Source organism: Xanthomonas sp. LMC-A-07 (assembly GCF_030208825.1).
Lineage (GTDB): Bacteria > Pseudomonadota > Gammaproteobacteria > Xanthomonadales > Xanthomonadaceae > Xanthomonas > Xanthomonas campestris.
Window position 1 is genome coordinate 372,581 of record NZ_JARVTF010000005.1, and the last position, 25,876, is coordinate 398,456.

Sequence of the window (25,876 nt, forward strand, 5' to 3'; positions counted from 1 at the left end):
CGGCGCCTTGCAGCGCGCCGCAGCTTTGGATTGTGATACGGCATGCCTGACAGCTTTCTCTTCTACGACCTGGAAACCTTCGGCCAGGATCCGCGCCGCACCCGCATCGCGCAGTTCGCCGCGGTGCGCACCGATGCGCAACTGCGCGTGATCGAAGAGCCGATCAGTTTCTTCGTGCAGCCGGCTGACGATCTGTTGCCCTCGCCCTACGCCACCATGGTCACCGGCATCACCCCGCAGCACGCGCTGCGCGAGGGCGTGAACGAGGCCGAGGCATTCGCACGCATTGCCGAGCAGATGGGCCGCCCGCAGACCTGCACGCTGGGCTACAACTCGATCCGCTTCGATGATGAGTTCGTCCGCTGCGGCCTGTTCCGTAATTTTTACGATCCCTATGAGCGTGAGTGGCGTGGCGGCAACTCGCGTTGGGACCTGCTCGACGTGCTGCGGTTGGTGCATGCACTGCGCCCGGACGGCATCGTGTGGCCGCAGCGCGAGGATGGCGCCACCTCGTTCAAACTGGAACATCTGGCCGATGCCAATGCCGTGCGCGAAGGCGATGCACATGAAGCACTGTCGGACGTGTACGCCACCATCGGCATGGCGCGCAAGTTCCAGCAAAGCCAACCCAAACTATGGGACTACGCGCTGCGTCTGCGCGACAAGCGCTTTGCTGCCAGCTTGCTGGATGTGATTGCGATGCAGCCGGTGCTGCACATCTCGCAGCGCTACCCGGCCACGCGCCTGTGCGCGGCGGCGGTGTTGCCGCTGACCCGTCACCCGCGCATCGACAGCCGCGTGATCGTGTTCGATCTGGACGGCGACCCGGATGCGTTGTTGCGCCTGAGCCCGGACGAGATCGCCGACCGCCTGTACATTCGCGCCGCCGATCTGCCCGAAGGCGAGCAGCGCGTCCCGCTCAAGGAAGTGCATCTGAACAAGGCACCTGCCCTGGTGGCCTGGCAGCATCTGCGTAGCGATGACTTCCAGCGCCTGGGCATGGACCGCGCCGCGGTGGAAGCCAAGGCCGCGCGGTTGCGCGAACTGGGCCCGGAGCTGGCGGAAAAAGTACGCCAGGTCTACGGCACCGAGCGCGCCGGGGCGGCGGCCGTCAACGACGCCGACGCCTCGCTGTATGACGGCTTCCTGGCAGAAGGCGACAAGCGCCTGCTTGCGCAGGTGCGCAGCAGCGCGCCGGCCGAACTGGCCGCACTGGAAGCGCGCTTCCGCGACCCACGCCTGATCGAACTGCTGTTCCGCTACCGGGCGCGCAACTGGCCGCAGACACTCTCCCCAGACGAGCACCAACGCTGGAACGATTATCGCCGGCAACGTCTGCTGGAAGACCGCGGCCTGGGCGAAGTCACGCTGGAGCAGTTCTACGCGCAGATCGCCGATTTACGGCTTGCTCACTCCGACGATGCTACCAAGCAATCCCTGCTCGACCAGCTCGCCGCCTGGGGTTCGGACCTCCAACGCACGCTATGACCACCTATTTTTCCGACGCCAGCTTCAAGTTCCTGCGCGCCCTGGCCCGCCACAACGACAAGACCTGGTTCAACGACCATCGGCATCAGTACGAGGCGCATGTGCGCCAGCCGTTCCTGCAGCTCATCACCGACCTGCAACCGGACCTTGCGCAGATCAGCGAGCACTATCGCGCCGATCCCAAAACGCAGGGCGGCTCGCTGTTTCGCATCTATCGCGACGCACGCTTTTCCAACGACAAATCGCCCTATAAAAACTGGCAAGGCGCGCGGCTGTTCCATGCGCGGCGGCGCGAGCTGCAGGCACCGTCGTTCTACATCCATCTGCAACCCGGCGAGAGTTTCGTTGGCGCAGGGTTATGGCATCCGGAGCCGGAGACGCAACGCAAGCTGCGGCAGTTCATCTTCGATAACCCGGGCAGCTGGAAAGCCGCCGCGCACGCGCCCAAGCTGACCCGTAAATTCGCACTCGACGACAGCGAAAAACTGGTGCGTGCGCCGCGCGGTTTCCCTGCCGACTTCGAGTTCATCGACGATCTCAAGCACCGCAACTGGGCTTATCTGCGTCCGCTCGACGACGCCACCATGACCGGCAATCGGCTACGCCAGACCATTGCGGCTGATCTGGTGGTGTTGGCGCCGTTCGTTGACTACCTGTGTGCCGCGCTGGATCTGGAATTCTGAGCGCAGGCACGCCACGCATGCCCGCGCACTGCTTGCTGCGGTGCGCACATCCGCTACGCCTTCCAACACGTGCACCCGCAGTAACGCGCCTATCAATCCAGGAGTGGCGGCAATGAAAAAATGGTGGTGGTTGCTCCCGCTGTTGATCGTGCTGGCACTGGCCGGCTATGTGGTCGGTGGGCCGTATCTGGCAATCCGCGGCATCAGCCAGGCGGTGGCCAATCGCGACACCGCGCAACTGGCGCGGCACGTGGACTTCCCGACGCTGCGGGTCAACCTGAAAGCGCAACTGGACGACTACGTGGTGCGCGAGGCCGGCAGCGGCCTGCAATCGAGCCTGCTGGGTGGTTTTGCATTGCAGCTTGCCAGCCGTCTCGGCGGCGCCGGCGTGGATACGCTGGTGACGCCGTTAGGCATCAGCGCGTTGCTGCAAGGCCATCAGGTCTGGAACCGCGTGACCGGCGACACCGTCAGCCCGGACACATACGCCGCGCCCTCGCCTGCGCGACCGCTGGACGGCGCCGAGCAACGCTTCGAATCGACCCGCCGATTCACCGCCACCACGCACACTGCAAGTGGTGCGCCGGTGGTGTTCGTGCTGAGTCGCCAGGGCCTGCGTTGGCGGCTCACCGACATCCAACTACCGCTGCGCGATGCCGCCGGCAGTGCCCCTGCCGGCGGCTGAGTCGCGCCAGCATGCACATTGGTCAGCACGCAGCATTTAGCTGAATCGCCAGGCCCGCTCCGTCCACGCCGCCTGCAGGCGCTGCATGGAGGGCCGCAGTTGCCGCGCCGCTGACCACGGAAGTGACCGCAGTGCATCGGCGACGCTGCCGGGCGTGCGTTTACCGTCCCAGCAAAACACGATCTGGTTACGCAGATCCGGCTCGGGCAGCACCAGCATGTGTCCATCGAACAGCGCGCGCAGCGTGCCCAGATGCTCGGCGGTCGCCACCTGGAACAGGTTCAACACCAGCACACCGCCGGGCCGCAGCGCCGCCTGGCACACCGCGTAGAACGCGGGAGTGCACAGCGCCGGCGGAATGCCGTCGGCGTCGTAGGCATCCAGCAATAACAGGTCATAACGTTGCGGACGATGGGCGATCCAGGCCGCGCCATCGTCCAGGCTGACCTCCAGGCGTGCGTCATCGCGCGGCAGGCGAAACACATCGCGCAAGGCCAGCACCTGCGGATCGGCCTCCACTGCTTCGACACGTGCCCAGGGCAGATACCGGTGACAGAACTTGGCCTGCGCGCCGCCGCCCAGACCGATGATGCCGATGCACTGCGGGCGCGGCTGCAGCCACAACGCCGCCAACATGCCGCGCGTATAGGGCACCACCAGCCGGTGCGGCGCCCAGCGCGCCATGCGTGTCTGGATGGTGTCCTCGGCGAAGGACAGCTCCACCGCGCGCCAGCTCATCCGCAGCGCGGCGCGGACCGGCGTGCGCTGCGGCCCACTCATCCGATCGGAGGGTCGTTGGCTACGCCGTGCGGCACGTGGCCGGCGGCCACATGCTGGTGCTGACGTGCGCTATCGATGTTGTGTTGCGAATCATCGAAGAAGATGTCCGCGCCAAACGCTTCCAGGAACGGCCCCTTGTGGCGCCCGCCCAGGAACAGTGCTTCGTCCAGCCGCACACCCCACTCGCGCAGGGTGCGGATCACCCGCTCGTGCGCGGGCGCCGAGCGCGCGGTGACCAGCGCGGTGCGGATCGGCGAGGCCTCGCCCGGCGGGAACGCCGCCTGCAGCGCATGCAGGGCGGAGAGAAAATTACGAAACGGCCCCACCGACAACGGCTCGCGTGCGCGCTCGCGCTCGTGGCGGCCAAAGGCTTCCACGCCCTGTTCGCGCGAGATGCGCTCGCTCTCGTCGCCGAAGATCACCGCATCGCCGTCGAAAGCGATCCGCAGCTGCGTGGACAAGCGGGTGTCGTCGTTGTCGACGATGGCCGCAGCCGCCTCGGCCCGTTCGCCCGGTGCGCGCGGCATGATGGTGGCCGCTGCGATGCCATGGGTGAGCGCGCGCCGCACCGACTCGGGATTGGCCGACAGGAACAGATCGGTGCCGAACGGTTTGACATAAGGCCAGGTCGGCTGACCAGAGGTAAAGGTGGCGCGCACGATGCCCAGGTTGTAATGCTGGATGGAATTGAAGATGCGCAAGCCGGTGTCGGCGGAATTGCGCGACAGCAGGATCACTTCAACGCGCGGCGTTTCTTCGGGCGTGTCGTGGTTGAGCGCCAGCAACTTGCGCACCACCGGAAACGCCACGCCCGGCTCCAGGATGTCGTCCTCGTGCTCGCGCTGGAATGCGGAATACGCCTCCACCCCGTCGGCCTCGAACAGCGCGTGGCCTTCTTCGAGATCGAACAATGCGCGGGAGGTCACCGCGACGGTCAGCAGTCTGGGGGAGTTGTCAGCCATTTGAATGCCGGGATTGGGGAGTGGGGAATCGGGAATAGGTAGAAGCAGGAACGGCAGATCGGGAGTGCCTCGGGCATCCGTGCAGCATCGTAGCGTGTGCGTACACGTCTAAAGCACACGTGCCGCGCCGTTGCTGTTGCCAATCCCGCATCCCGACTGCCCAATCCCCGCCCCTCACACCGCAAACTGCTCGCTGAAGATGCGTTCTTCCAAGTTGTGTTCGGGGTCGAACAGCAAGGTCACGCGGCGTTCGGTGGATTCGCGGATGGTCACTTCGACCACGTCGCGGATTTCATGCGAATCGGCGGTCACGCTGACCGGGCGCTTGTACGGATCCAGCACGCGAAAGCGCACTTCGGTATCGGCCTTGAGGATGGCGCCGCGCCAGCGCCGCGGCCGGTATGGCGCGATCGGGGTCAGGGCCAGCGTGTGCGAGCCCAGCGGCAGGATCGGGCCGTGCGCGGAGTAATTGTAGGCGGTGCTGCCGGCCGGGGTTGCCACCATCACCCCGTCGCCGATCAGCTCGGCAATGCGGGTCTGGCCATTGAGATCCACGCTCAGATGCGCGGCCTGGCGCGTCTGCCGCAGCAAGGAGACCTCGTTGTAGGCCAGCGAACCGGCACTGGTGCCGGACTCGGTCTGCACCAGCATTTCCAGCGGACGCAGGTGGGCCGGCTCGGCGCGTTGCAGGCGCGCCAGCAGGTCGTCCTCGTCGTCGCGGTACTGGTTCATCAAAAACCCGACCGAGCCCAGCTTCATGCCGAACACCGGCTTATCGGCGGCACCGTGCCGGTGCAGGGTCTGCAGCATGAATCCGTCGCCGCCCAGCGCGCAGACGATGTCGGCATCGTGCAAGGCATGGTCGCCGTAGCGCTGTACCAGGCGCGCGCGTGCGGCCACTGCCGGCTCGGCGGGGCTGGCAAGAAAAGCGATGCGGGGCATTGCGGTCATCGTTGACTCCAGGGCATGCGAATCAGCATACCGCAGCGCCGTGGTGGGCTTGTGCGCAGACCGCTGTCATGGCGCGCGCGCCGCAGCGGATGCGTTGCTGCGCGGCATCCGCTGCGTGCGGCAGGCCGCCGCGCCGCCAAGGTGCATGGATCCGCCGCAGGTCGTCCAAGCCCTGTGCTGCGCCGTCATCCGCCGCTGGCGCGGCGTGTCATCACGCTGTCAAACGCCAGGCGCGGTGGATGCGTGCATGCCGCTCGAAATCCGGGTCGATGGTGCGCGGGCTGATCTCCTCGCATTGCGCAAACTCGGCCACCGCCTCTTCATCCAGCTTGAACCGGCGGAAATTGTTGGAGAAATACAGCACGCCGCCCGGCGCCAGGCGCGCCACTGCCGCGCGCAGCAAGCGCACATGCTCACGCTGGATATCGAAATCCTCGGCGCGTGCGGAGTTGGAGAACGTCGGCGGGTCGCAGAAGATCACGTCGAAGTGCGCACGCTCGGCTTCCAGCCAGGCCAGCGCGTCGGCCTGCACCAGCTTGTGCTTGCTGCCAGCCTGGCCGTTCAAGGCCAGGTTGTCGGCGCACCACTGCAGATAGGTACCGGACAGATCCACGCTGGTCGTGGCGCTGGCGCCGGCCACCGCCGCCTGCACGCTGGCCACGCCGGTGTAGCAGAACAGGTTGAGGAAGCGTCGCCCCTTGGACTGCTGCGCCATGGTGCCGCGCAACGGGCGGTGATCCAGAAACAGGCCGGTGTCCAGATAATCGAACAGATTCACCCGCAACAGCGCGCCGTGCTCGCGCACGTTGACGATTTCGTTACGCTGCTCGAAGCGGCCGTACTTGCTGCCGCCCTTGCCACGTTCGCGCGACTTCAACGCGACACGCTCGGCCGGCACCTCGAACACCTCGCGCGCCGCGGCCAACAATTCGCCCAGGCGACGGCGCACATCCGCCTCGGGAATGGTCGCCGGCGCGGCGTATTCCTGCACATGCAGGAAGATGCGGCGGTCGCCATCGGCTTGCTGATACACGTCGATGGCAGCGGAATATTCCGGCAGGTCGGCATCGTAGACGCGGAAGCACTCGATGCCTTCGCGGGCGCGCCACTTCTTGAATTTCTGCAGGTTCTTGCGCAGGCGGTTGGCCACCATCTGCGCGCCTTCGCTGAGCGCCGTCGGTGCCGCCAACGGCGTCCGGCGCGGTACCGCGATCGGGTCGCAGACGATCAACGCGCACTCGATCGCGCCATTGAACAACTGGTATTTCTTGCCCGCACGCAGGCCGGTGGCGTACGCCAGCTCGGCATTGCCGCACAGCAGGCTCGCCCGCCACTGCGGCACCACGCGCTGCAGGGTGTCGCCAAGTTTGCGATACAAGGCGGCATCGGCGGCCAGGCGCTCGTCGTACGGCGGGTTGCACACCACCACGCCGGTGGCCTGCGGCGGGGTCTGCAGATCGCTGACCTCGCGCACGCCGAACCAGATGGCCTCGGCCACGCCGGCCACCTGGGCATTTTCCTTGGCAGCGCGGATCGCATGCGGGTCCATGTCGCTGCCATGGATCACCTGCTTGAGCGCGGCACGGCCAACGCTGTCGCGCTCGCGTGCCTCGGTCACCAGCTGCTGCCAGCTGTCGCGGTCGAACCCGCGCCAGCGGCTGGGAATGTCGCTGCCGTAGCGCTGCAGGCCGGGCGCGACATCGGCCGCCATCAGCGCGCCTTCGATCAACAAGGTGCCGCTGCCACACATCGGGTCCAGCAAGCCGCCGCCATCGGCATAGGCGCGTGGCCAGCCGGCGCGCAGCAGCACGGCAGCGGCCAGGTTTTCCTTCAACGGCGCTTCGTTCTGCGCCATGCGCCAGCCACGCCGGTGCAGCGGCCCGCCGCCCAGATCCACCGAAATAGTGGCGCGGCCCTTGCGCAGCGACAGGTTCAGGCGCAGATCCGGGCTTTCCACGTCCACCGACGGGCGCTCCAGCCCCTGCCGGCGGATGGTGTCCACCACCGCGTCCTTGATGCGCTGCGCCGCATAACGGGCATGCGTAATGGCGGTGCCGGAGACGTGCGCGTCGACCGACAGCGTGTGCCCGGTAGACAAATGCTCATGCCAGGGCAGCTCGGCAACGCCGGCATACAGGGCGTCTTCGTCCGGGCACTCGAACTCGGTCAGCGGCCACAGCACCCGGCTGGCCAGCCGCGACCACAGCACGGCGCGCTGGGCATCGCGCAAGGCGCCCTCGACGTTGACGCCGGAAATGGTGGCGGTGGCCTTGCTGGCACCGAGCGCGAGCAACTCGTCGGCGAGCAGGTATTCCAGGCCCTTGGCACAGGATGCGAAGAATTTCACGTAGGCAGGTATCGATGGAGACGATGACCGCGCAGCTGGCGGCGACCGTGGAAGCAGGACAGCGGGCCGGTGGCGGTGAAGCGCTGCCGTGGCCGCCGCGGGCGGGGGCAAATGGTCGGCCATCAGGGCCGGCATTACCAGCCCGACGGCCTGCCCTGCCAGTGCGCGGTTCACCACGGCGCCAGCCGCCACTGCGACTGGGCCGTGTCCAGGCGCTGCTGCAGACCCAGCCGTTGCAGGAAGGCGGCGTCGTGCGAGACCACCATCAGGGCGCCCCGATAGTCCTGCAGCAGCGCTTCCACCGCCTCCACCGAGGCCAGGTCCAGATGGTTGGTTGGCTCGTCCAGCAGCAGCAACTGCGCCGGCCGGGCCCGGTATAGCGCACAGGCCAGCGCCACCTTCAGCCGTTGGCCGCCGCTGAGCTGGCCGGTGGGCAGGTCGGCACGGGCCTGGTCCAGGCCCAGCAGCGCAAGCCGCAAGCGTTGCGAATGGGCCTGGCCATCGGGGTCGGCAGCGTGCAGGTGCTGCGCGGCCGAACGCGCCGGGTCCAGCTGCGCCAGGTCCTGCTCCAGATAGGCCACTGGCACGTGGATGGCGCACTGCCCGGCTGACGGCAGCAGTTGCCCGGCCAGCAGCCGCAGCAACGACGACTTGCCACTGCCATTGGGCCCGACCACCCCGATGCGTGGTTGGCCGTGCAGCAGCAGGTCCAGCCGCCGCCCACCCAGCCGCCCATCCGCCAGCGCCACCTGCTGCAACGTGGCAAGCCGGTGCGCCGCGGTGGCCGGCGAGAACGGCGGCAGCAGCGCGACCGCCTGCGCGTGATCCACCTGCACTGCCGCATCGGTGACGGCAGTGGCCAGGCGTGCGCGCTCGGCGCTGCGCTGCTGGTGCAGGCGCCCGGCGCTGGCCTCGCTTCGCTGCTTCTGCCGGCCAAGCAGGATCGGCGCCTGATTGGCCTGGCTGGCGGCACGGCTGCCACGTGCCTGGCGCTGCTGCTGCCGTTGCTGCTGGCTGCGCAGGGCCTGCTCGCCCCGCTGCCGCTCCAGCTTGCGGCAGGCCAGCAGGTCGCAGGCGGCCTGCCGTTCCAGCGCCCGCTGCGCGGCATAAGCGCTGTAGTTGCCGCCGTAGCTGCGCAGCCCCTGCGGCGACAGCTCCAGGATGCGCTGCATCGTCTCCAGCAACGCGCGGTCATGGCTGATCACCAGCAGCCCGCCGGTCCAGGCCTGCAACTGCGCCAGCAAGCGCGCGCGCTGCACGCCATCCAGATGATTGCTCGGCTCGTCCAGGATCAAAAAGTCTGGCTGCGCCAGCCATGCGCCCGCCAGTGCCACCCGCATCGCCTCGCCACCGCTGAGCGTGTCCGCCGGCGCACGCGCATCGCGCCCGCCCAGGCCGTGCTGTTCCAGGGCAGCGGCGAATGTCTGATGCGCAGTCCAGCGCTCACCCACCCGTTCGAAATCAGCCGCTTCCACGCTGCCGTTCGCAATGCGGTCCAACGCATCCAGGAGCGGCGCCACGCCGGCCAGCGCGGCGATGCTTTGCCCGGGCGCGGCGCTCACCCGCTGCGGCAGGTAATGCACGCTGCCGGTACGGACGCAGCGCCCGCCACTGGGCGCCAGCGCACCGGCCAGGATGCGGCCAAGCACACTCTTGCCCACGCCATTGCGACCGACCAGGCCGGTGCGGCGCTGATCGATCTGCGTGGTGAGATCAGAAAACAAAGGGCTGCCATCAGGCAGCAGATACGTAACGCTTTCCAGCGTCAGCGAAGGACAGGTCATCGGTTACTCCATTGCATGCCAGCACGCGCGCCGATCCAACCGGAACGGCAGCGGGTTCGGCCGTCATCACGACGGCGGCATCAATGGCGCATTGGACCAACCCTCAAGCGGTGAGCAATGGTGCAAGTGTAGGCCGGTGCGTGGGCGTGACGGAACCCTCTGGCACGTTTACGCCGCTGATTCCGTTCAACTTGTGCGTCATGTGAGAGCGGCTAGTGCGCGTCGTCTCCAACGCCCGGCGTTGGATGCGCAACGCGATGCATCTGGCAGATCAGCGCGCGCCGCCTGATGACAATGCACCCACCGAGAGCCACGTTGCACACGATCAAGCAGTTGCAACCAGGCCTGCACTCGGGAGTTACATCTCAATGACCCATCGGTTTCTGCGCAATCACCGTCGGAAAAATGCTTGCGCGATCATCGATAAAACGCACATCGGCAAACCCTGCGCTCTCCAGCTGCGTGCGAGTCTGCGCATGCGTACGGAAGGACGCCCAGCGCGCCTGCATTACATCGATGAATACCTGGCTCTGCAGCACCAACGCAGCGCCGTCGATCAGGTCCAGTTTCCAGGGCGACTCGGCACACAGGCTCGGTGGCGGCGTCAGGAAGCTCGCAACCAGCGTGCCGCCCGGCAGCAGCCTGTCAAAAAATGCGCGGTACAAGGCAATCACGCGCGCATCGTCCGGCTCATAGAGATTGAGGCCGTTGCTGGTCAACACATCCACGCTGTTCGGCTCGCCCGGCGCCCAGGCATCCTCAAGCCGCAGCGTCAACTGGCCTTCCAGGCCGTACTGCTGCGCAAGCCGCAATGCACCGTCCAACGCCTGCGGGTCGAGATCGATACCAATCAGCCGCACATCCGGGCACGGCCCGTAGTCCAGGCTCAGCACGTCGCCCATCCAGCCGCACGGCAGCGAGGCCAACGTCATGCCGGGCCGCAGCAACGCCTGCAACTGCGTACGGAAGATGCCAAAGCGCTCGCGCGTTGCGAGCACGGCGGGCGTGTTTTCGAAGAGTTCGTACTCCAGCGCAGGCGTCGTCTGCTGCATCAGGGTTCCTGCCTGATACGTCACCAGCTGATGCGTCCAATACGCATTGAGCCCGCGGTTGCGCAGCAGGAACCGGCCCAGTTCCATCGCCCACAGCGCATCGACCAATTGCAGTAGATGCTCCACGTCTGCAGCAGAGCGATCGTTTTGTTGACGCAGCCGCGTCTTGATCGACGCGAGCAAGGTCGCGTCATCGGTGTCCGTCTCGCCCAGATGCGAAACCACCTGGCCGTGCGGTGCCGTCTGCGGCAGTGGTTGCTCGTCCCGTTGCATCGTTCACCTCGGCAAGCGCCAATCGCTGTCTGCCGCCATGGTGGCGCGTGCGGCGCCGCGATGCGGCCCGAAGGGCGAGGCAAGATGCCGGCGAGCGAATGCGCACGATGCGAGCGCAGCGCGGCTGCGCCATTACTCGTGCGCAGCGACCACAGCGCAGCGAACGCGAAGAGCTCAGCCCAGCCCGAAGGCCGGGTGATAGGCCACATCGGCCAGCGGCAGCAGCCGGTCGCCGAAGGCCAGCGCCTGCAATTCCGATGCGGGCGCGTCGGGCACGCTCAACCCCGGCTCCACCGCAAATCCCAACCGCCGGAAAAAGCCGGGTTCGCCGTAGGCCACGCACCCAGCCGCACCGCGCTCGCGCAAGGTGGCCAGGGCCGCCTGCACCAGGCGCGTGCCGAGCCCCTGACGTTGATGGCCTGGCCCCACTGCCAGCGGGCCGAGTGCGAACCAGCCGGTAGAACCATCGGATAGCGCCACCGGCGACACCGCCAGATGGCCGACCACATAGCCGTCGTGATCGGCGACCAACGACAGCGCCAGCGCATCGTCGTTACGCAGCGCGGCGATCACATGCTGCTCGTCATGCCGGCTGTGCTCGGCGCGCATGAAGGCCACCATCGTCAGCACCTCGATGGCAGCGGCGTCGCCGTCGCTCGCCTCGCGGATCAGCACACTCATCGGCGCATCGGTCTGCGCCGATGGCATGTCGTGGTCGTCGTGCATCACAGGCTCTGCAGCAGTTCGGCGAAGGCGCGCGAAGCGGCCTGCACATGCGCACCCAGGCGATGCCCGTCATCGACCAACAGCAGCCGCGCCGAACGGGCCTGCGCCCAGGCAATGACGTCGGCGGCCGGAATCAGTTCATCGTGCCAGGCATGCACGATGGAGATCGGCACCGCTGCGGCGTCCAGCGCCGGCAACGGCCCCATCTTGGTCGGCGGCACCATCAGGAACAGCGCGCGCGTCGGCACCTGCAGCGAGACCTGTGCGGCGATGTAGGAGCCCAGGCTGGAGCCCGCCAGCACCACCGGGCCTTTCTCGGCGGCGGCGCGCGCAATCTCCAGCAAACGCTGCAGCCGGCCGCGCACGTCGCCCAGCTGGCCCAGGTCGCGGCGCGCGTCCAGGTCGGTGAAGTCGGGCCGCTCATGCGTCCATCCCAGGCGCTCGGCCACTTCTGCCAGCGCGGTGACCTTGAGCGCATCGGGCCCGCTTTCGAACCCATGCGCCAGGATGCAATGGCCGCGACTCATAGCGCCTGCACCGTATCGCCGATGCGCAGCACGCCGCCGCGCAGGATGCGCGCGCACAGCCCGCCGTGGCCGCGCATCGCGTTATAGCCGCCCGGCCCCAGCGCCTCTTCCATGCGCGAACACGGGTCGCAAGGGTCGGTGCCTTCCAGCTCCACCTCACCGATGCGGAACCGCCGCCCTTTCAATGCAATCAACGGTATTCCGGCCACCACCAGGTTGCGGCGCAAGGTTGCCGGCGCCAGTGCCGCCTGGCCGGCCAATGCGGCAATCACCGGTAGGTGCTCGGCCTGCATCAGGGTGATGCCGCGCTTGCCGCTGCCGCCCTTGTAGCGATCGCCCACCAAGCCAATGCCGGTGGTGGCCTGCGCCGCATCCACTTCCAGCATTGCCACATCACGCGCAGGACGCACGCCGATCCAGGTCACCTGCCCGGTCTGCGGCAGCGTCGCCATCAATTTGCCCAGCGGGCTGTCGGGATTCAAAGCCATCGTCGAATGCTAGCATCCGCACCATGTCCGATGCCGTCCTGCCGTCGCCCCCGATCACCTACGCGCCGTTGTCCTACGAATCGCGGCTGGCCCGGCGCACGCTGCGCAACATCGACATGGTGGTCATCCATTGCACCGAGTTGCCGGACATGGCGATGGCGCGCGAATACGGCGAACGCGTGCTCTACGACAGCGGCACCGGCAACAGCGGCCACTACTACATCGACCGCAATGGCAGCATTCAGCAATACGTGGCGCTGGAGCGCGTCGCCCACCACGTGCGCGGCCACAATCCGCACACGCTGGGCATCGAACTGGTCAACAGCGGGCGTTATCCGCATTGGCTGGATTCGCGCCATCAGCAGATGCACGAGCCCTACCCCGACGCGCAAATCAACGCGCTGGTGACCTTGCTGCAATGGTTGCAGCAACAGCTGCCGTCGGTACGGCGGATTGCCGGCCACGAGGCATTGGACACCACCCAGGAAGCGGCCAGCGACGACCCGTCGCGCAAGATCCAGCGCAAGCGCGACCCCGGGCCCTTGTTTCCGTGGGAGCGCATCGAAACTGCCGTGCGCTGGGTGCACGCGCCGCGCTGAGCGCCGCGCTCAGCGACCGGATGGGCGATAGGTCTTCTCGCCGGCGTTGACCGCCAGATCCAGGCGATTGTCCGGCGGTGCAATCGGGCACACTACATGCGGCGTCAGCGCGCACGGCGGGTTCTCGGCCAGATTGAAATCCAGCACAACGCGGCCGTCGCGCGGCGCGTCTGTGTAGAGATAGCGCGCGCCGCCGTAGCTTTCCTTGCCGCTGGTACGGTCGGCGAACACGAAGAACAGCCGCGCATCCCCGTCCTGCGCGATCGGACGCAGGCGATAACGCTGGCCGTTGCGGGTGAACACCGCTTCGCCCGGCACCTGCACCGTCAACGGTGTGCCGATCGAGGTCAATAACGTGGTGGCACGTGGCGCGTCATACGGCTGCCACTGCGCGTCGATACGCCAGTGCGCATCCGTAGGGAAATAGTCCAGCTCACCGAACTGCGCCAGCGCTGCCGGGTCGCGAAACCGCCACCCGTACAAGGCGCCGGTCTGCACCACATAGAACTCGCGCGCATCGATACGCAGACGGTCGCCCGGCTGCCCTGCCCGCTCGGGCGCGAGCACCACCTCTGTCACGGGCTTGCCGTGCAGCGTCACTCCGGTGCCGGCCGCGGCCTGGAAACGCAGCTGTCCTTCGGGATCCAGCGTCAGGTTGCCCAGCTGCGCAGGCCCCGCCGGCAGCACGATATCGGCATGCGGGTCGGCCCCCACCCGATAGCGGCCCGGGCGCACGCGGCCGGAGCCGGTGTAGCTCAACCAGCCATCCGGAGCATGCAATTGGGCACGGCGCGCCGCACGTGCCTGCGCAAGCGCTGCAGCGTAGCCGTCACGATCGGCGCGCGCGCTCGATGGCTCAGCCGCTGCACCACTGCCCTGCGAGGTCGACCCGGCCGAACATGCAACCACCAGCACGATTCCCACGACGCCTATCGCGCCACGCTGCAACTGCCACCGCATCAGCACACCCAACACTGCGAGAACTGCGCTCCGCGCAGCGAGCCTGCGTCCCCACAGGCCACCTTTCCTGCGTCTATTGTGCCTGCAATTGGCTAGCGACCGCGACCGGGCGGCTGCGATCCTGCAACCAGCCGCTCCACGATCCGGCATACACGCGCGCACCGGAGAGCCCTGCCACCTCCAGCGCGAGCAGCAGATGGCAGGCGGTCACACCCGAGCCACACATCACCACGGCCTGCTCCGGCGCGTAGTCGCCCAGCAGCGCGCCCAGCTCGGCGCGCAACTCCGCCGCCGGCTTGAACCGCCCATCACGCAGGCTCATGCCGAGCGGGCGACTCACCGCGCCCGGCACATGCCCGGCCACCGGGTCGATGGGCTCCACCTCGCCACGAAAGCGCTCACCGGCGCGTGCGTCGAGCAGCCAGCCCGGCGCCGCATCCAGGCGCGCCAGGATCGCCTCGGCGTCCACCACCGCATCCGCATCGAAACTGCCCGGGTACGCGCCGCTGTCGGCCGGCGAAGGCACTGCCGTGGTCTCGGGCAACCCGGCCGCACGCCAGGCGGCCAGACCGCCATCCAGTACCGCCACGCGGCGATGGCCCATCAGCCGCAGCATCCACCACGCACGTGCGGCCGCCATGCTGCCGTCGGCCGCGTCATAGACCACCACCTGGCTGTCGGGCGTGATCCCCCAGCGGCCGAGCTGGGCCGCGAAGACATCACTGTGCGGCAGCGGATGACGCCCTTGCCCAGGGCGCGACACATCCGCCAGCGCGTCGTGCAGATCGGCGAAATGCGCACCCGGCAGATGTCCTCGTGCGTAGTCGCGCTGTGCGGCGCCCGGGTCCGGCACAGTGGGCGGTGCCGCCCGCGCATCCAGCAGACGCAGCTGCGGGTGCTGCAGCGCTGCTGCCAGGATGGCGCTGTCCACCAGCGTGGTCCAGTCGGGTTCGGCACTCATGCACTCTGCTCCAGACGACGGCGAAGATTGAGAAGAATGGCCGCGGTGGCACCCCAGATCCGGTGACCGGGCCAGTCGTATTCGAGCACGCGACGTGGCCGGCCGCGGTACTCCAGCTCCACGCTGCGCAGATTGTCCGGGTCCATCAGATAGGCCAGAGGCACCTCGAAGACGTCGGCCACCTCGTCCGGCTGCGGTACGGCCACAAAGGCCGGGTCGATCACCGCCACCACCGGAGTCACACGGAACCCACTGACGGTCAGAAACGGGTCCAGGTAGCCCAGTGCGTGCACCTGCTGCGCGCCCAGGGCGATTTCCTCGCAGCTTTCGCGCAACGCCGCCGCTGCCGCATCGGCATCGGACGGCTCGATCCGGCCACCGGGGAAACTCACCTGCCCGGCGTGATGGCGCAGGCTGTCGGTGCGCCGCGTCAGCAACACCATCGTGCCCTGCGTGCGCGGCACCAGTCCGCATAACACCGCAGCTTCCGCCGAGGCGCCGCCTTCGGTGAGATCGATCAACTCGGCATGGTTCCAGCCGGGCCCGTCCGGCGCGGTGTGCAGCGGATACAGCGCACGCTGCAAGGCCGCGCACTCGGGCAGCTGCGCCGCCAACGCGCGCGCGGGCAGCACCGTCTGCAGATATTCCAGGCGTTCACCGTCACTCATGCTCATCCAGCGTGCAATTTCATCCAGGCTCCGCAGGCAACCGACACAGCTCCCCTGCGCGTCCAGCGAACATACACCGATACACGGGCTGGCCAGGCTACCGCCGTTCGAATCCTCGCCCTGCATCGTGCGGCCTCCGCGCGTGATGTCCTTCCGATACCTGAAACGACAACGCCGGCCTGGTGGCCGGCGTTGTCACAGCAACAGCAAACGCAATTACTTGACGCTGACCAGCTTGATCTCGAACTGCACGGCCACGTTCGGCGGGAACGGGGTACGCGGGTCGGCACCGTAGGCCTTTTCCGGCGGCAGGGTCACTTCCCACTTGGAGCCGGCCGGCATCTGCAGCAGCGTATCGCGCATGGCCTGCATCTCGACTTCGCTGACCTTGATGGCCGGGATCTGCTGCGCAGGACGTGCCTTCTCGCGGTCGCCGAAGGGGAACGGACCGGCGACTTCGAGCTGCACGGTGCTGGCCTGGGTCGGCTTGGCGCCCTTGCCGGCTTCGATCACGCGGTACTGCACGCCGCTCGGCAGCGTCTGCACGCCAGCGGTGCTCTTGTTCTTGGCCAGGAACGCATCGCTCTTGGTCTTGTTGGCGGCAGCGGCCTTGTCGTACTCGGCCTTGGCCTGCTGGGCACGGCCCTGCTCACGCTTCTGGAACGCTTCCACGGCCGGCTTCAGCTGGTCGGCAGTGATGGCCGGCTGCTTCTTGGCATAGGCGTCCTGCAGACCCTTCACCACCGAGTTGATATCCAGCTGTTCACCACGTCCGGTGAGCTCGGCAAGATTGTTGCCGTAGTCATAACCAAAGTAGTAGCTCAGCTTGCCCTTCTCGGACGTTGTGTCCTGGGCCAGCGCATTGCCCGTCAGGGCCAGGGCCGCCACAGCGACCGCGATCGAACGCAACTTCATCAAACAATTCTCCAGGGTGGTGGCACAGGACGGGTCTGCCGCCTGAGATGACGCGCTAGGATAGCGGCCGCGATAGCGAACCGCTACTTATCACGAAACCTATGACCAGCAAGGGTTTCAGAAGTTCCGCATTTACTTTTTTTTTACGTTAGCCAGGAAGTTCGATGTCCAATCACGTCATTCTGATCGCAGACCACGCCAATGTCCGGACCATTACGGTCAATCGCCCGGACAAGCTGAACGCCTTGAACCAGCAGACCATGCAGGCGCTGGATGCGGCATTTGCAGAGGCGGCAGCGGCCGAAGACGTGCGCGTGGTCGTGCTGACCGGCGCCGGCCCCAAGGCCTTCGTGGCCGGCGCGGACATCGCCGAGATGAGCGAGCTCTCCGCAATGCAGGGCCGCGAGTTTTCGCTGCTGGGGCAGCGGCTGATGCGCAGGATCGAACGGATGCCCAAGCCGGTGATCGCCATGGTCAACGGGTTCGCGTTGGGCGGCGGGCTGGAACTGGCGATGGCCTGCCACCTGCGCATTGCCGCCGCCACTGCACGGATCGCGCAACCGGAAATCAATCTGGGCCTGATCCCGGGCTTCGGCGGCACGCAACGCCTGCTCCGCCTCACCGGCCGCGCCGCCGCATTGGAGCTGTGCCTGCTCGGCACGCCGATCGATGCCGCGCGCGCCCTGCAACTGGGCCTGGTCAATCGCGTGGTCGAACCGGAGGCCTTGCAGGCAGAAACCACCGCACTGGCCGAGCGCCTGGCCGGCTCCGCACCGCTCGCGCTGCGCGGCATCCTGGATGCGGTGGTGGTGGGCGGCGAATGCGGCATGGAAGAAGGCCTGCAGCTGGAAACCGCGCAATTTTCCCTGCTGTTTGCGACCGACGACATGCGCGAAGGCACACGTGCGTTTCTCGACAAGCGCCCCGCGCAGTTCCGCAATCGCTGAGCGCATCGCCATGAACCCCGATGTAGTTTCCTCGCCGCATGCACTGCCTTTGCAGTTGTTCGAACGCGTGCTGGCCGACGATCTCGATGGCGCGCTGGCGCTCGGGCTGATGGAGTACTGCCCTGAACAGCACGACGCAGTGGATCCCGCTGTGACCGCCACCCTGCTTGCCGCACAGCAACGCCTACAGACCGCATGGGCCGCGCGTCAACGCTATCAAGCACGCACCGCGCGCTTGCAACGACGCGCGGCCGAACGTGACGCGCGCCGCGCGCCTGCGCCCACGCCTGCGCAACCCACAGCGCCAGCCTTGCCCCCGCTCGCCGCCGCGATCCTGGCGCGCGCGAAAGCCAAAGCCAGCGGTGGAGCGTCCACATGAGCAGCGCACTTTCCGCACCGCCCCCGCGTCGCGGCAGCACCCTGCGTAAGCCGGAGATACAGGAGCTGTTTGCGCGGCTGCGCGAACTCAACCCGCATCCCACCACCGAGCTGGAATACACCACGCCGTTCGAATTGCTGATTGCGGTGCTGTTGTCCGCACAAGCCACCGATGTTGGCGTCAACAAGGCCACGCGCAAGCTGTACCCGGTCGCCAATACGCCACGCGACATCCTGGACCTGGGCGAAGAAGGCCTGAAGCGCTACATCTCGACGATTGGATTGTTCAACGCCAAGGCCAAGAACGTCATCACCACCTGCCGCATCCTGCTGGAGCGTTACGGCGGCGAGGTGCCACATGATCGGGCCGCGCTCGAGGCGCTACCTGGCGTGGGCCGCAAGACCGCCAACGTGGTGCTCAACACCGCGTTCGGCGAACCCACCATGGCCGTGGACACCCACATCTTTCGCGTCGCCAACCGCACCGGCCTAGCACCCGGCAAAGACGTGCGCGTGGTCGAAGACAAGTTGGTCAAGGTGATTCCGGCCGAATTCCTGCACGACGCCCACCACTGGCTGATCCTGCACGGGCGCTACGTCTGCAAGGCACGCAAACCGGATTGCCCGAATTGCGTGATCCACGATCTATGCCGCTACCGCGACAAGACGGTGGCTGCCTGATCGCGAACGAAAGACCGGGGAAGCAAGGATCGGGCTGCGCGCAGTAACCGCCAGTCGAAAGCCGCCAGTGCAAATCCCCTATCTGCAAATCCCCAATCCGGCCCAAAAAAAATCGCGACCGGATGATGCGTCTTATCGGCGCCATGCATCATCCGGTCACGACAGGACACACCCGGCGCGAACGCCGGGTGGCTATCAGGGTCAGGCCGCTTTGCGCGGTTCCTGCGTCGGCACAGGATCCACCTTGCGCTGGCCCTCCACGCGACGATCCAGCTCATTCCAGTCCACGGCCAGCTCACAGCCGCGCGACGCTGCGTTGCGGCTCCAGTCGCGCAGCAACTCGATGCACGCATGGTCGACGTGATGCAGCTTGGCCACGTCCAGATGCAGCACCGTGTTCGGCGGAACGCTTTCCAGCGTGCGCGCCATCGCCGGCACCTTCAGGAACGTTGCAGAACCCTGCAGGGTCAGATGCATTTCGTCCTTCTTGTCGGCGTGCTCGCGCACCTCGACCTTCAGGCGCGAGGAATGCAGGGCCAGACGGAACAGCGACAGACCGAAACCGATCAGCACACCGGTCAGCAGGTCGGTGGCCACGATCGCAAACGTGGTGGCCAGATAGATCGCGGCAGTGCCGCGGCCATAGGTCGCCAGTTCCTTGACCTGACCGATCTTGATCATCTTCACGCCGGTGTAGACCAGGATGCCGGCCAGACAGGCCACCGGCGTCATCCGCAACAGCCACGGCAGCAGCATCGCGAACACCAGCAACCAGCTGCCGTGCAGGATGGTCGACGCACGCGTGGCAGCACCGGCCTGCACATTGGCCGCACTGCGCACGATCACGCCGGTCATCGGCAATGCACCCAGGAAACCGCACAGCATGTTGCCCACGCCCTGCGCCGCCAGCTCACGGTCGTACTGCGTCCGTGCGCCCTGGTGCATCCGATCCACCGCCGCTGCCGACAACAAGGTCTCGGCACTGGCGATGAAGGCGAAGGTCACCGCCGACACCAGCAAGGTGTGATTGAACACCCCGAAGATGTCGGAAAGGCTGGGAATACTGATCGCCGAGAACAGGTTGGTCGGCACATCGACCTTGTTGACGTTCAGTCCCTGCAGCTGCACGGTCGCCGTCACCACCACCACCGCGATCAATGCACCCGGCAGGAAGCGCAAGCGCTGCGGACGCAGCTTGTCCCACGCCAGGATGATGCCGATGGTCGCCAGGCCCACGAACAAGGCGGTGCGGCCGGTGCCTTCGCTGATCGCCTGCCACAACACGGCAGGCAGTGCAGCGAAGTTCTCCAGACCACGCGCCTTGGGCGCTGCATCCATCAGCACGTGCGCCTGCGAGGCCACGATCAGGATGCCGATGCCCGACAACATCCCGGCCACCACGGCCGGCGACGTCATCCGGAACCACACTCCTGCCCGGCACAGACCGGCGACCAGCTGGATCGCGCCAGCCACCAGAATCACCGGACCGAGCGCGGCAGCGCCATGCTCGCGCACCAGTTCGAACACCAACACAGCCAGGCCGGCGGCCGGGCCGCTCACCTGCAACGGTGAGCCCGCCAGAAAACCAACAACCAGTCCGCCGATGATGCCGGTGATCAGACCCGTTGCCGGCGGCATGCCGGATGCGATCGCGATGCCCATACACAAGGGCAACGCAACAAGGAAGACCACCACTGACGCGAGCAAATCACGCCCGAACAGCCCCTGACGGAAATATCCGCCGATACCTGCTGTGTTCATGAGTGTGCTCCGTCAGACGAGTTCAGCCCGCACCGCTTGCTGCAAGCGCGGGCGAGGAGTGGCTTCGGGAGTCTTCTCGCCCAGGAGCGGGCGGAAGCCCCCCTTTTCGGCATCGAAGGCGCGGATCTCTCCGTGGGCGATATCGTAGATCCAGCCATGGATCCGCAACGTGCCTGCCGCCAGGCGTGCTGCCACGACCGGTTGCGTCCGCAGATGGTCCAGCTGCGAGACCACGTTCTCTTCGGTCATGCAGCTCAGCGCCTCCTGGCTGGCCGGATCATGGCCATGGTGGGCGGTGACGTGACGCGCTGCGTCGGTGTGCTTCAACCAGGCAGCCACGGACGGCACATCTTCCAGCGACTCGGGCTTGAGCACGGCCTTCATGGCGCCGCAGTCGGTATGGCCGCAGACCACGATGTGGCGCACACCCAACACAGCGATGGCGTATTCGATCGCCGCAACCACGCCACTGACGTGCTGCGAGTAAGGCGGCACCACATTGCCGATGTTGCGGTAGACGAACAATTCGCCGGGCTGCGCGGAGAAGATCAGCTCCGGCATGACGCGCGAGTCGGCGCAGGTGATGAACAGCGTGTGCGGCTTCTGGCCGGCAGCGAGTTCATGAAAGCGCGCACTCTGGCGCGGATACACTTCCTTACGGAAATGACGAAAACCTTCAAGCAAACTTTCCATGGGAGATAACCTCTAGGCAACGGATAGCGATCCGCGGCGCAAACCGCGAATTGCGAAATTGAACAAATCAAGAGAATCCGGCGGACACACCGGGTACAGCGACAGCTGGGATCAGGCGCGCAGGGCGTTTGGAGGACGCAGTTGCGGGATCAGGTCGCGTTTGTGATTTGCCGGCGCGTGATGCGCGTACCAAGAGGGTGAATACCGCGCCAGCACCGGCCATGCTTGGGAGAGCAAGGGGATATCGTCTGCAGGCTGTGTATCGACTTGGGTCTGGGAGTCCCCATCGTCCTGCGGATCTTCGGTGGCATCGCGTTCTTCGCCAGCATCCACCATCACCGCCAAGCCGTCGCCCACTAACGCATTCTGGATGCGGGTGTGCGCATTGGCTGCCGACCACGCGGTGAGCGCGAGCAGGCAAACCAACAGCAATTGGAGGAATCGCGGAAACATGGCCTCGAAACTAACAATTTAGAACCCGACAGCGCAAGTGGTGCGATGCACAAAGTGCGATGGAAAGCGCCACTTGCGGGCTGCGGTTCAGCTCGCCATTAACTAAGCCACGCAAATTGCCGGGTTTCGGCGCCTATCAAAACTGTCATAAGCGCGACTTCGTTCAGACTCATGACACACACTGACAAAAACAAAACACGCGTAAATCTTTGTCTTGATTGACAAAAAGTGTTCCGACGAATGGTTGCGGAATTGTCACATTAACGCAACTTTCACGACCTAGCCTGCGCCCACTTTCTCGTCAGGTCGCAAGGCACCATGAAACTTTCTCCTACCCTGCTCGGCTCCGCATTGCTGATGGCGCTCGCCGCGCCGGCAGCCCACGCCGAAATCGCCATCGATGTGATCGGCGGCTCGGAAATGTCGCTGGAAGGCCTGGTCCAGGCCGATGGCAACTGGTTCCACAACGACGTGCAGGATCTCAACGGCCCGATCGGCGCCAACGGCGACAATTCCGAATTCAGCATTCGTCGCGCCGAGTTGGTGCTCAAGGGCAAGGGGCCGGGCAACTTCGAATGGGTCGCCGGCTACGACCCCAGCGTGCTGAAGGAAGTCACTGTGCGCGGCACCACTATCCGCAGCACCGGGCGCTTCCTGGACAACAACATCAAGTACAAGTTCGGCGGCAACGCCAACAACTACCTGCAGTTCGGCCAGTTCAAGCAGCCCAACAGCCTGGAAGAGCTGTCCAGCACCAAGAACAATGACTTTGTGTCCAAGGCCGCGGTCACCAATACCTACGGCATCTCGCGCCGGCTCGGTGTGGCGTACGGCATGGGCGACAACAACTGGAGCCTGACCGCCAGCGCGTTCGGCCGCGAACTGACCCGCAACCAGGCCCACGGCAGCGGCTACGGCGCACGCGGCACCTGGGCGCCGATCAATGAGACCGGCAATGTGCTGCACTTCGGCCTCAGCTATCTGGCCTACGACACCGACGACGACACCCTGCGCCTGCGCGCGCGCCCCGACGCCGACCTCACCACCGTGCGCCTGATCGACAGCGGTGCCATCACCAATGTCGACAACGTGGGCGTGGCCGGCGCTGAAGCGATGTGGATCACCGGGCCATTCAAGCTGCAGAGCGAGTACTTCCAGGAAAACGCCAACCGCATCGGCGCCAACGCAAACAACTATAAGAGTGACGGCTGGTACGTCAGCGGGGTCTGGAACATTACCGGCGAAACCTGGGGCTACAAGGCCGGCGTGCCGACCACCCCGCTGCCCAACGAACCGGCATCCGGCATGTGGCAGCTGGCAGTGCGCTACGACACCCTGGACCTCAACGACGGCCACCTGATCGCCAACGGCAACACGCCGTTCGTCGATGGCGTGCTGGGCGGCAAGATGGATGTGTGGACCATCGGCGCCAACTGGTACTGGCGCTCCAACTTCAAGTTCGCACTCGACTACGCCAAGGTCGAAAGCACCCGCTACAACAGCGCCACCCGCGGGCTGGTCGACGACAACCCGTCGATCATCGAGGCACGCGCGCAGTTCTATTGGTAAGCCATCGCTGCGGCAGGCGTCTGCTGACGCCTGCCGCCGGCACTGACGGCACGTGGCCCTGTGCGTCGCTGTGACAGGTGCCACTTCCGCCCCGTCATCTTCGTGTCATCTCCCCGACATTGCGCAGTCACGCCATTGCCCTGCAATGGCGCCCTGCGGGACGTCATCCCTATCGCTACAAGGAGCTGTTCCGTGATCTCTTCCATCAAATCCCGTCTGGCTGTCGGCGTGCTCGCTGCCGCACTGGCCATGGGCGCCCAGGCTGCCGATGTCACCGGCGCCGGCGCATCGTTCATTTACCCGGTCATGTCGAAGTGGTCGTCCGACTACAACACCGCCACCAAGAAGCAGGTCAACTATCAGTCGATCGGCTCCGGTGGCGGCATTGCGCAGATCAAGGCCGCCAGCGTGGATTTCGGTTCTTCCGATGCCCCGCTCAAGCCCGAAGAGTTGGCTGCCGCCGGGCTGGCGCAGTTTCCGTCGGTGATCGGCGGCGTGGTGCCGGTGATCAACGTGCCGGGCATCGCTGCCGGTGCGGTCAAGCTGGACGGCAAGACCCTGGGCGATATCTTCCTGGGCAAGGTCACCACCTGGAACGATGCGGCCATCGTTGCGCTGAACCCGGGCGTGAAGCTGCCCGACAGCAAGATCACCGTGGTGCATCGCTCCGACGGTTCGGGCACCAGCTTCAACTTCACCAACTACCTATCCAAGGTCAATCCGGACTGGAAGAGCAAGGTCGGCGAAGGCACCGCGGTGCAGTGGCCGACCGGCATCGGCGGCAAGGGCAACGAAGGCGTGGCCGCCTACGTGAAGCAGATCAAGGGCGGCATCGGCTATGTCGAGCTGTCGTACGCGCTGCAGAACAAGATGGCCTACACCGCGATGAAGAATGCGGCCGGCAAGTTCGTACAGCCGTCCGATGAGACCTTCGCCGCGGCCGCCAACAGTGCCGACTGGGGCAGCAGCAAGGACTTCTACCTGGTGATGACCAATGCCGCCGGCGACAACGCCTGGCCGATCACCGCCACCAATTTCATCCTGGTGCAGAAGAAGCCGAAGAATCCGGCCGGCCTGAAGAACACCCTGGAGTTCTTCCGCTGGGTCTACAGCAAGGGCGATGCGCAGGCCAAGGCGCTGGACTACGTGCCGCTGCCGGACACGCTGGTCAGCCAGATCGAGGCCTACTGGGCCAAGACCCTGCCCCGCTAAGTGCACAGGACCGACGCCGTCTCTCTCCCCGGCGTCCGGACCGGGACGCGGACTTTCGGGTCCGCGTCTTTTTTTGTGATGCCAGTGCCCGGATGGCGCTGTCATGCACGTGTAACAAAAACATCATTTCATAGCTGCGTCTGCCGGACACCCGGCCAATCCTGCCTCGGAGCCACCATGAAACTGCAGTCGGCCAGCCTGACCGCCCTGTCCCTCACCATCGCCCTCGCCCTGGCGGCCTGCTCGCCCGGCAAGGACGCGCAGTCCGGCGATCCCGCACAAGGCGGTGCCAACGCAGGCGCGGCGGCCGGCGAGAGCAAGACCGCGGAGATCGCCGGCGCCGGTGCGTCCTTCATCTACCCGCTGGTGTCCAAGTGGTCGGCCGACTACAACGCCGCCACCGGCAACAAGGTCAATTACCAGTCGATCGGTTCGGGCGGCGGCATTGCGCAGATCAAGGCCGGCACCGTGGATTTCGGCTCCTCCGACAAGCCGCTCGATAGCGCCGAGCTGCAGCAGGCCGGCCTGGGCCAGTTCCCCTCGGCCATTGGCGGCGTGGTGCCGGTGGTGAACATCGAAGGCATGGCGCCCGGCAAGCTGCGCCTGACCGGCGCCCTGCTCGGCGACATCTTCCTGGGCAAGGTCACCATGTGGAACGACGCGGCGATTGCTGCGGCCAACCCGGGCGTGACCCTGCCGGCGACCAAGATCAACCTGGTGCATCGCTCCGACGGTTCGGGCACCACGTTCAACTTCTCCAACTACCTGTCCAAGGTCAGCCCGGAGTGGAAGACCAAGGTCGGCGAAGGCACCTCGGTGCAATGGCCGGGCGGCGTGGGCGGCAAGGGCAACGAAGGCGTGGCCTCGTATGTGCAGCAGATCAAGGGCTCGATCGGCTATGTCGAACTGGCCTACGCGCTGCAGAACAAGATGCCGTACGCGTCGATGCAGAACGCTGCCGGCCAGTGGGTGGAGCCGAACGCTGAAAGCTTCGGCGCCGCTGCGGCCAGCGCCGACTGGACCAATGCCAAGGACTTCAACCTGGTGATCACCAATGCACCGGGCGAGAAGGCCTGGCCGATCACCGCGACCAACTTCATGCTGATGCACAAGCAGCCCAAGGACGCGGCCCGCAGCAAGGCCACGCTGGATTTCTTCAAGTGGGCGCTGGAAAACGGCCAGGCCCAGGCCAGCGAACTGCACTATGTGCCGTTGCCGCCGGAGCTGGTGAAGCAGATCGAAGCCTACTGGGGCAGCGAGTTCAAGTGATGTTCGCCTCCCGCCGCTGTGGCGGGTTGCGCTGCGACGCGGTGCCTGAGGGCGCCGCGTCGAT

General features: G+C 66.1%; 26 protein-coding genes. 10 read left to right on the top strand and 16 right to left on the bottom strand.

Going from position 1 to position 25,876, the window contains the following annotated elements; translation table 11 throughout:
* The first annotated feature begins 42 nt into the window (after window positions 1-42).
* The 3 genes from sbcB to QRM89_RS04630 all read left to right on the top strand — a co-directional run bounded on the left by sbcB (window position 43) and on the right by QRM89_RS04630 (window position 2,856).
* Entirely contained in the window at window positions 43-1,488 is a 1,446-nt protein-coding gene (sbcB, locus tag QRM89_RS04620; RefSeq protein WP_115004366.1) for an exodeoxyribonuclease I, read from the top strand.
* On the top strand, window positions 1,485-2,171 hold the full coding sequence (locus QRM89_RS04625; protein WP_115004364.1) for a DUF2461 domain-containing protein: 687 nt from the start codon (window positions 1,485-1,487) through the stop codon (window positions 2,169-2,171). The genes sbcB and QRM89_RS04625 overlap by 4 nt, the downstream gene beginning before the upstream one ends.
* Window positions 2,172-2,283: 112 nt before the next feature.
* Window positions 2,284-2,856, top strand: coding sequence for a DUF2939 domain-containing protein (locus QRM89_RS04630; RefSeq protein WP_014507386.1), 573 nt, complete (start codon window positions 2,284-2,286; stop codon window positions 2,854-2,856).
* 36 nt (window positions 2,857-2,892) lie between these two features.
* On the opposite strand, the gene QRM89_RS04635 is transcribed toward QRM89_RS04630, so the two are convergent.
* From QRM89_RS04635 to QRM89_RS04675, 9 genes are all read right to left on the bottom strand, one after another.
* A complete protein-coding gene (locus QRM89_RS04635) occupies window positions 2,893-3,636 on the bottom strand; it encodes a transferase (RefSeq protein WP_285447397.1) in 744 nt (247 codons plus the stop codon).
* Window positions 3,633-4,598, bottom strand: coding sequence for a 5'-nucleotidase (locus tag QRM89_RS04640; RefSeq protein WP_012438679.1), 966 nt, complete (start codon window positions 4,596-4,598; stop codon window positions 3,633-3,635). Before QRM89_RS04640 ends, QRM89_RS04635 begins: the two co-directional genes overlap by 4 nt.
* A gap of 174 nt (window positions 4,599-4,772) precedes the next feature.
* Window positions 4,773-5,549, bottom strand: a complete 777-nt coding sequence (locus tag QRM89_RS04645) for an NAD kinase (protein ID WP_011036730.1) — start codon at window positions 5,547-5,549, stop codon at window positions 4,773-4,775.
* Window positions 5,550-5,760: 211 nt separating this feature from the next.
* The gene (gene rlmKL / locus QRM89_RS04650) at window positions 5,761-7,896 is read right to left on the bottom strand and encodes a bifunctional 23S rRNA (guanine(2069)-N(7))-methyltransferase RlmK/23S rRNA (guanine(2445)-N(2))-methyltransferase RlmL (RefSeq protein ID WP_285447398.1); all 2,136 of its coding nucleotides are present in this window, start codon (window positions 7,894-7,896) and stop codon (window positions 5,761-5,763) included.
* 170 nt (window positions 7,897-8,066) lie between these two features.
* Window positions 8,067-9,680, bottom strand: coding sequence for an ATP-binding cassette domain-containing protein (locus tag QRM89_RS04655; protein WP_285447399.1), 1,614 nt, complete (start codon window positions 9,678-9,680; stop codon window positions 8,067-8,069).
* 365 nt (window positions 9,681-10,045) lie between these two features.
* Complete coding sequence (locus QRM89_RS04660) at window positions 10,046-11,005, bottom strand: SAM-dependent methyltransferase (protein ID WP_285447400.1); 960 nt, start codon at window positions 11,003-11,005, stop codon at window positions 10,046-10,048.
* A gap of 174 nt (window positions 11,006-11,179) precedes the next feature.
* Complete coding sequence (locus tag QRM89_RS04665; protein ID WP_115005598.1) at window positions 11,180-11,686, bottom strand: N-acetyltransferase; 507 nt, start codon at window positions 11,684-11,686, stop codon at window positions 11,180-11,182.
* A 44-nt stretch (window positions 11,687-11,730) separates the two neighbouring features.
* Window positions 11,731-12,258, bottom strand: a complete 528-nt coding sequence (locus QRM89_RS04670; RefSeq protein WP_285447401.1) for a hypothetical protein — start codon at window positions 12,256-12,258, stop codon at window positions 11,731-11,733.
* Entirely contained in the window at window positions 12,255-12,746 is a 492-nt protein-coding gene (locus QRM89_RS04675; protein ID WP_042598806.1) for an MOSC domain-containing protein, read from the bottom strand. Before QRM89_RS04675 ends, QRM89_RS04670 begins: the two co-directional genes overlap by 4 nt.
* A 23-nt stretch (window positions 12,747-12,769) precedes the next feature.
* Between QRM89_RS04675 and QRM89_RS04680 the strand changes: the two genes are divergently transcribed.
* Complete coding sequence (locus QRM89_RS04680) at window positions 12,770-13,345, top strand: N-acetylmuramoyl-L-alanine amidase (protein WP_042598805.1); 576 nt, start codon at window positions 12,770-12,772, stop codon at window positions 13,343-13,345.
* A 9-nt stretch (window positions 13,346-13,354) separates the two neighbouring features.
* On the opposite strand, the gene QRM89_RS04685 is transcribed toward QRM89_RS04680, so the two are convergent.
* The 4 genes from QRM89_RS04685 to QRM89_RS04700 form a co-directional block, all read right to left on the bottom strand.
* On the bottom strand, window positions 13,355-14,305 hold the full coding sequence (locus QRM89_RS04685) for a DUF1684 domain-containing protein (protein WP_285447402.1): 951 nt from the start codon (window positions 14,303-14,305) through the stop codon (window positions 13,355-13,357).
* Window positions 14,306-14,378: 73 nt separating this feature from the next.
* Complete coding sequence (locus QRM89_RS04690) at window positions 14,379-15,266, bottom strand: sulfurtransferase (protein WP_115004351.1); 888 nt, start codon at window positions 15,264-15,266, stop codon at window positions 14,379-14,381.
* Window positions 15,263-16,060, bottom strand: coding sequence for a CoA pyrophosphatase (locus QRM89_RS04695; RefSeq protein WP_115004350.1), 798 nt, complete (start codon window positions 16,058-16,060; stop codon window positions 15,263-15,265). The genes QRM89_RS04690 and QRM89_RS04695 overlap by 4 nt, the downstream gene beginning before the upstream one ends.
* Before the next feature lie 90 nt (window positions 16,061-16,150).
* Entirely contained in the window at window positions 16,151-16,849 is a 699-nt protein-coding gene (locus QRM89_RS04700; RefSeq protein WP_004429231.1) for an FKBP-type peptidyl-prolyl cis-trans isomerase N-terminal domain-containing protein, read from the bottom strand.
* A gap of 164 nt (window positions 16,850-17,013) precedes the next feature.
* Between QRM89_RS04700 and QRM89_RS04705 the strand changes: the two genes are divergently transcribed.
* Genes QRM89_RS04705 through nth form a run of 3 tightly spaced genes read left to right on the top strand, consistent with a single transcriptional unit; the run spans window position 17,014 to window position 18,855 of the window.
* Window positions 17,014-17,796, top strand: coding sequence for an enoyl-CoA hydratase-related protein (locus QRM89_RS04705; RefSeq protein WP_285447403.1), 783 nt, complete (start codon window positions 17,014-17,016; stop codon window positions 17,794-17,796).
* Window positions 17,797-17,806: 10 nt separating this feature from the next.
* A complete protein-coding gene (locus QRM89_RS04710) occupies window positions 17,807-18,175 on the top strand; it encodes a hypothetical protein (RefSeq protein WP_115004348.1) in 369 nt (122 codons plus the stop codon).
* Window positions 18,172-18,855: an endonuclease III gene (gene nth / locus QRM89_RS04715; protein ID WP_115004347.1), complete on the top strand. Its 684-nt coding sequence runs from the start codon at window positions 18,172-18,174 to the stop codon at window positions 18,853-18,855. Before QRM89_RS04710 ends, nth begins: the two co-directional genes overlap by 4 nt.
* Before the next feature lie 201 nt (window positions 18,856-19,056).
* Here nth and QRM89_RS04720 read toward each other — a convergent pair whose 3' ends face one another.
* The 3 genes from QRM89_RS04720 to QRM89_RS04730 all read right to left on the bottom strand — a co-directional run bounded on the left by QRM89_RS04720 (window position 19,057) and on the right by QRM89_RS04730 (window position 21,741).
* Window positions 19,057-20,616 carry a SulP family inorganic anion transporter gene (locus tag QRM89_RS04720; protein WP_070692868.1) on the bottom strand — a complete coding sequence of 520 codons (1,560 nt, stop codon included), beginning with the start codon at window positions 20,614-20,616 and terminating at the stop codon, window positions 19,057-19,059.
* A gap of 12 nt (window positions 20,617-20,628) precedes the next feature.
* Entirely contained in the window at window positions 20,629-21,309 is a 681-nt protein-coding gene (locus tag QRM89_RS04725) for a carbonic anhydrase (RefSeq protein ID WP_014507368.1), read from the bottom strand.
* 111 nt (window positions 21,310-21,420) lie between these two features.
* Entirely contained in the window at window positions 21,421-21,741 is a 321-nt protein-coding gene (locus QRM89_RS04730; RefSeq protein WP_192886189.1) for a hypothetical protein, read from the bottom strand.
* A 339-nt stretch (window positions 21,742-22,080) separates the two neighbouring features.
* Here QRM89_RS04730 and QRM89_RS04735 point away from each other — a divergent pair, with 339 nt between their 5' ends.
* The 3 genes from QRM89_RS04735 (at window position 22,081) to pstS (QRM89_RS04745) (ending at window position 25,812) form a co-directional block, all read left to right on the top strand.
* Window positions 22,081-23,331: an OprO/OprP family phosphate-selective porin gene (locus QRM89_RS04735; RefSeq protein WP_285447404.1), complete on the top strand. Its 1,251-nt coding sequence runs from the start codon at window positions 22,081-22,083 to the stop codon at window positions 23,329-23,331.
* Between the two features lie 192 nt (window positions 23,332-23,523).
* A complete protein-coding gene (gene pstS, locus QRM89_RS04740; RefSeq protein ID WP_285447405.1) occupies window positions 23,524-24,543 on the top strand; it encodes a phosphate ABC transporter substrate-binding protein PstS in 1,020 nt (339 codons plus the stop codon).
* 177 nt (window positions 24,544-24,720) lie between these two features.
* The gene (pstS, locus tag QRM89_RS04745) at window positions 24,721-25,812 is read left to right on the top strand and encodes a phosphate ABC transporter substrate-binding protein PstS (protein WP_103699696.1); all 1,092 of its coding nucleotides are present in this window, start codon (window positions 24,721-24,723) and stop codon (window positions 25,810-25,812) included.
* Window positions 25,813-25,876: the final 64 nt, after the last annotated feature.

Coding starts and splice junctions, on each gene's coding strand:
- QRM89_RS04655 (WP_285447399.1), bottom strand. CDS start 9,680: ATGACCTGTCCTTCGCTGACGCTGGAAAGCGTTACGTATCTGCTGCCT.
- QRM89_RS04670 (WP_285447401.1), bottom strand. CDS start 12,258: ATGAGTCGCGGCCATTGCATCCTGGCGCATGGGTTCGAAAGCGGGCCC.
- QRM89_RS04625 (WP_115004364.1), top strand. CDS start 1,485: ATGACCACCTATTTTTCCGACGCCAGCTTCAAGTTCCTGCGCGCCCTG.
- QRM89_RS04700 (WP_004429231.1), bottom strand. CDS start 16,849: ATGAAGTTGCGTTCGATCGCGGTCGCTGTGGCGGCCCTGGCCCTGACG.
- QRM89_RS04695 (WP_115004350.1), bottom strand. CDS start 16,060: ATGCAGGGCGAGGATTCGAACGGCGGTAGCCTGGCCAGCCCGTGTATC.
- QRM89_RS04690 (WP_115004351.1), bottom strand. CDS start 15,266: ATGAGTGCCGAACCCGACTGGACCACGCTGGTGGACAGCGCCATCCTG.
- QRM89_RS04685 (WP_285447402.1), bottom strand. CDS start 14,305: ATGCGGTGGCAGTTGCAGCGTGGCGCGATAGGCGTCGTGGGAATCGTG.
- QRM89_RS04675 (WP_042598806.1), bottom strand. CDS start 12,746: ATGGCTTTGAATCCCGACAGCCCGCTGGGCAAATTGATGGCGACGCTG.
- nth (WP_115004347.1), top strand. CDS start 18,172: ATGAGCAGCGCACTTTCCGCACCGCCCCCGCGTCGCGGCAGCACCCTG.
- sbcB (WP_115004366.1), top strand. CDS start 43: ATGCCTGACAGCTTTCTCTTCTACGACCTGGAAACCTTCGGCCAGGAT.
- QRM89_RS04735 (WP_285447404.1), top strand. CDS start 22,081: ATGAAACTTTCTCCTACCCTGCTCGGCTCCGCATTGCTGATGGCGCTC.
- QRM89_RS04635 (WP_285447397.1), bottom strand. CDS start 3,636: ATGAGTGGGCCGCAGCGCACGCCGGTCCGCGCCGCGCTGCGGATGAGC.
- QRM89_RS04725 (WP_014507368.1), bottom strand. CDS start 21,309: ATGGAAAGTTTGCTTGAAGGTTTTCGTCATTTCCGTAAGGAAGTGTAT.
- QRM89_RS04710 (WP_115004348.1), top strand. CDS start 17,807: ATGAACCCCGATGTAGTTTCCTCGCCGCATGCACTGCCTTTGCAGTTG.
- QRM89_RS04665 (WP_115005598.1), bottom strand. CDS start 11,686: ATGAGTGTGCTGATCCGCGAGGCGAGCGACGGCGACGCCGCTGCCATC.
- QRM89_RS04720 (WP_070692868.1), bottom strand. CDS start 20,616: ATGAACACAGCAGGTATCGGCGGATATTTCCGTCAGGGGCTGTTCGGG.
- QRM89_RS04645 (WP_011036730.1), bottom strand. CDS start 5,549: ATGACCGCAATGCCCCGCATCGCTTTTCTTGCCAGCCCCGCCGAGCCG.
- QRM89_RS04680 (WP_042598805.1), top strand. CDS start 12,770: ATGTCCGATGCCGTCCTGCCGTCGCCCCCGATCACCTACGCGCCGTTG.
- pstS (WP_103699696.1), top strand. CDS start 24,721: ATGAAACTGCAGTCGGCCAGCCTGACCGCCCTGTCCCTCACCATCGCC.
- QRM89_RS04705 (WP_285447403.1), top strand. CDS start 17,014: ATGTCCAATCACGTCATTCTGATCGCAGACCACGCCAATGTCCGGACC.
- QRM89_RS04640 (WP_012438679.1), bottom strand. CDS start 4,598: ATGGCTGACAACTCCCCCAGACTGCTGACCGTCGCGGTGACCTCCCGC.
- QRM89_RS04630 (WP_014507386.1), top strand. CDS start 2,284: ATGAAAAAATGGTGGTGGTTGCTCCCGCTGTTGATCGTGCTGGCACTG.
- QRM89_RS04660 (WP_285447400.1), bottom strand. CDS start 11,005: ATGCAACGGGACGAGCAACCACTGCCGCAGACGGCACCGCACGGCCAG.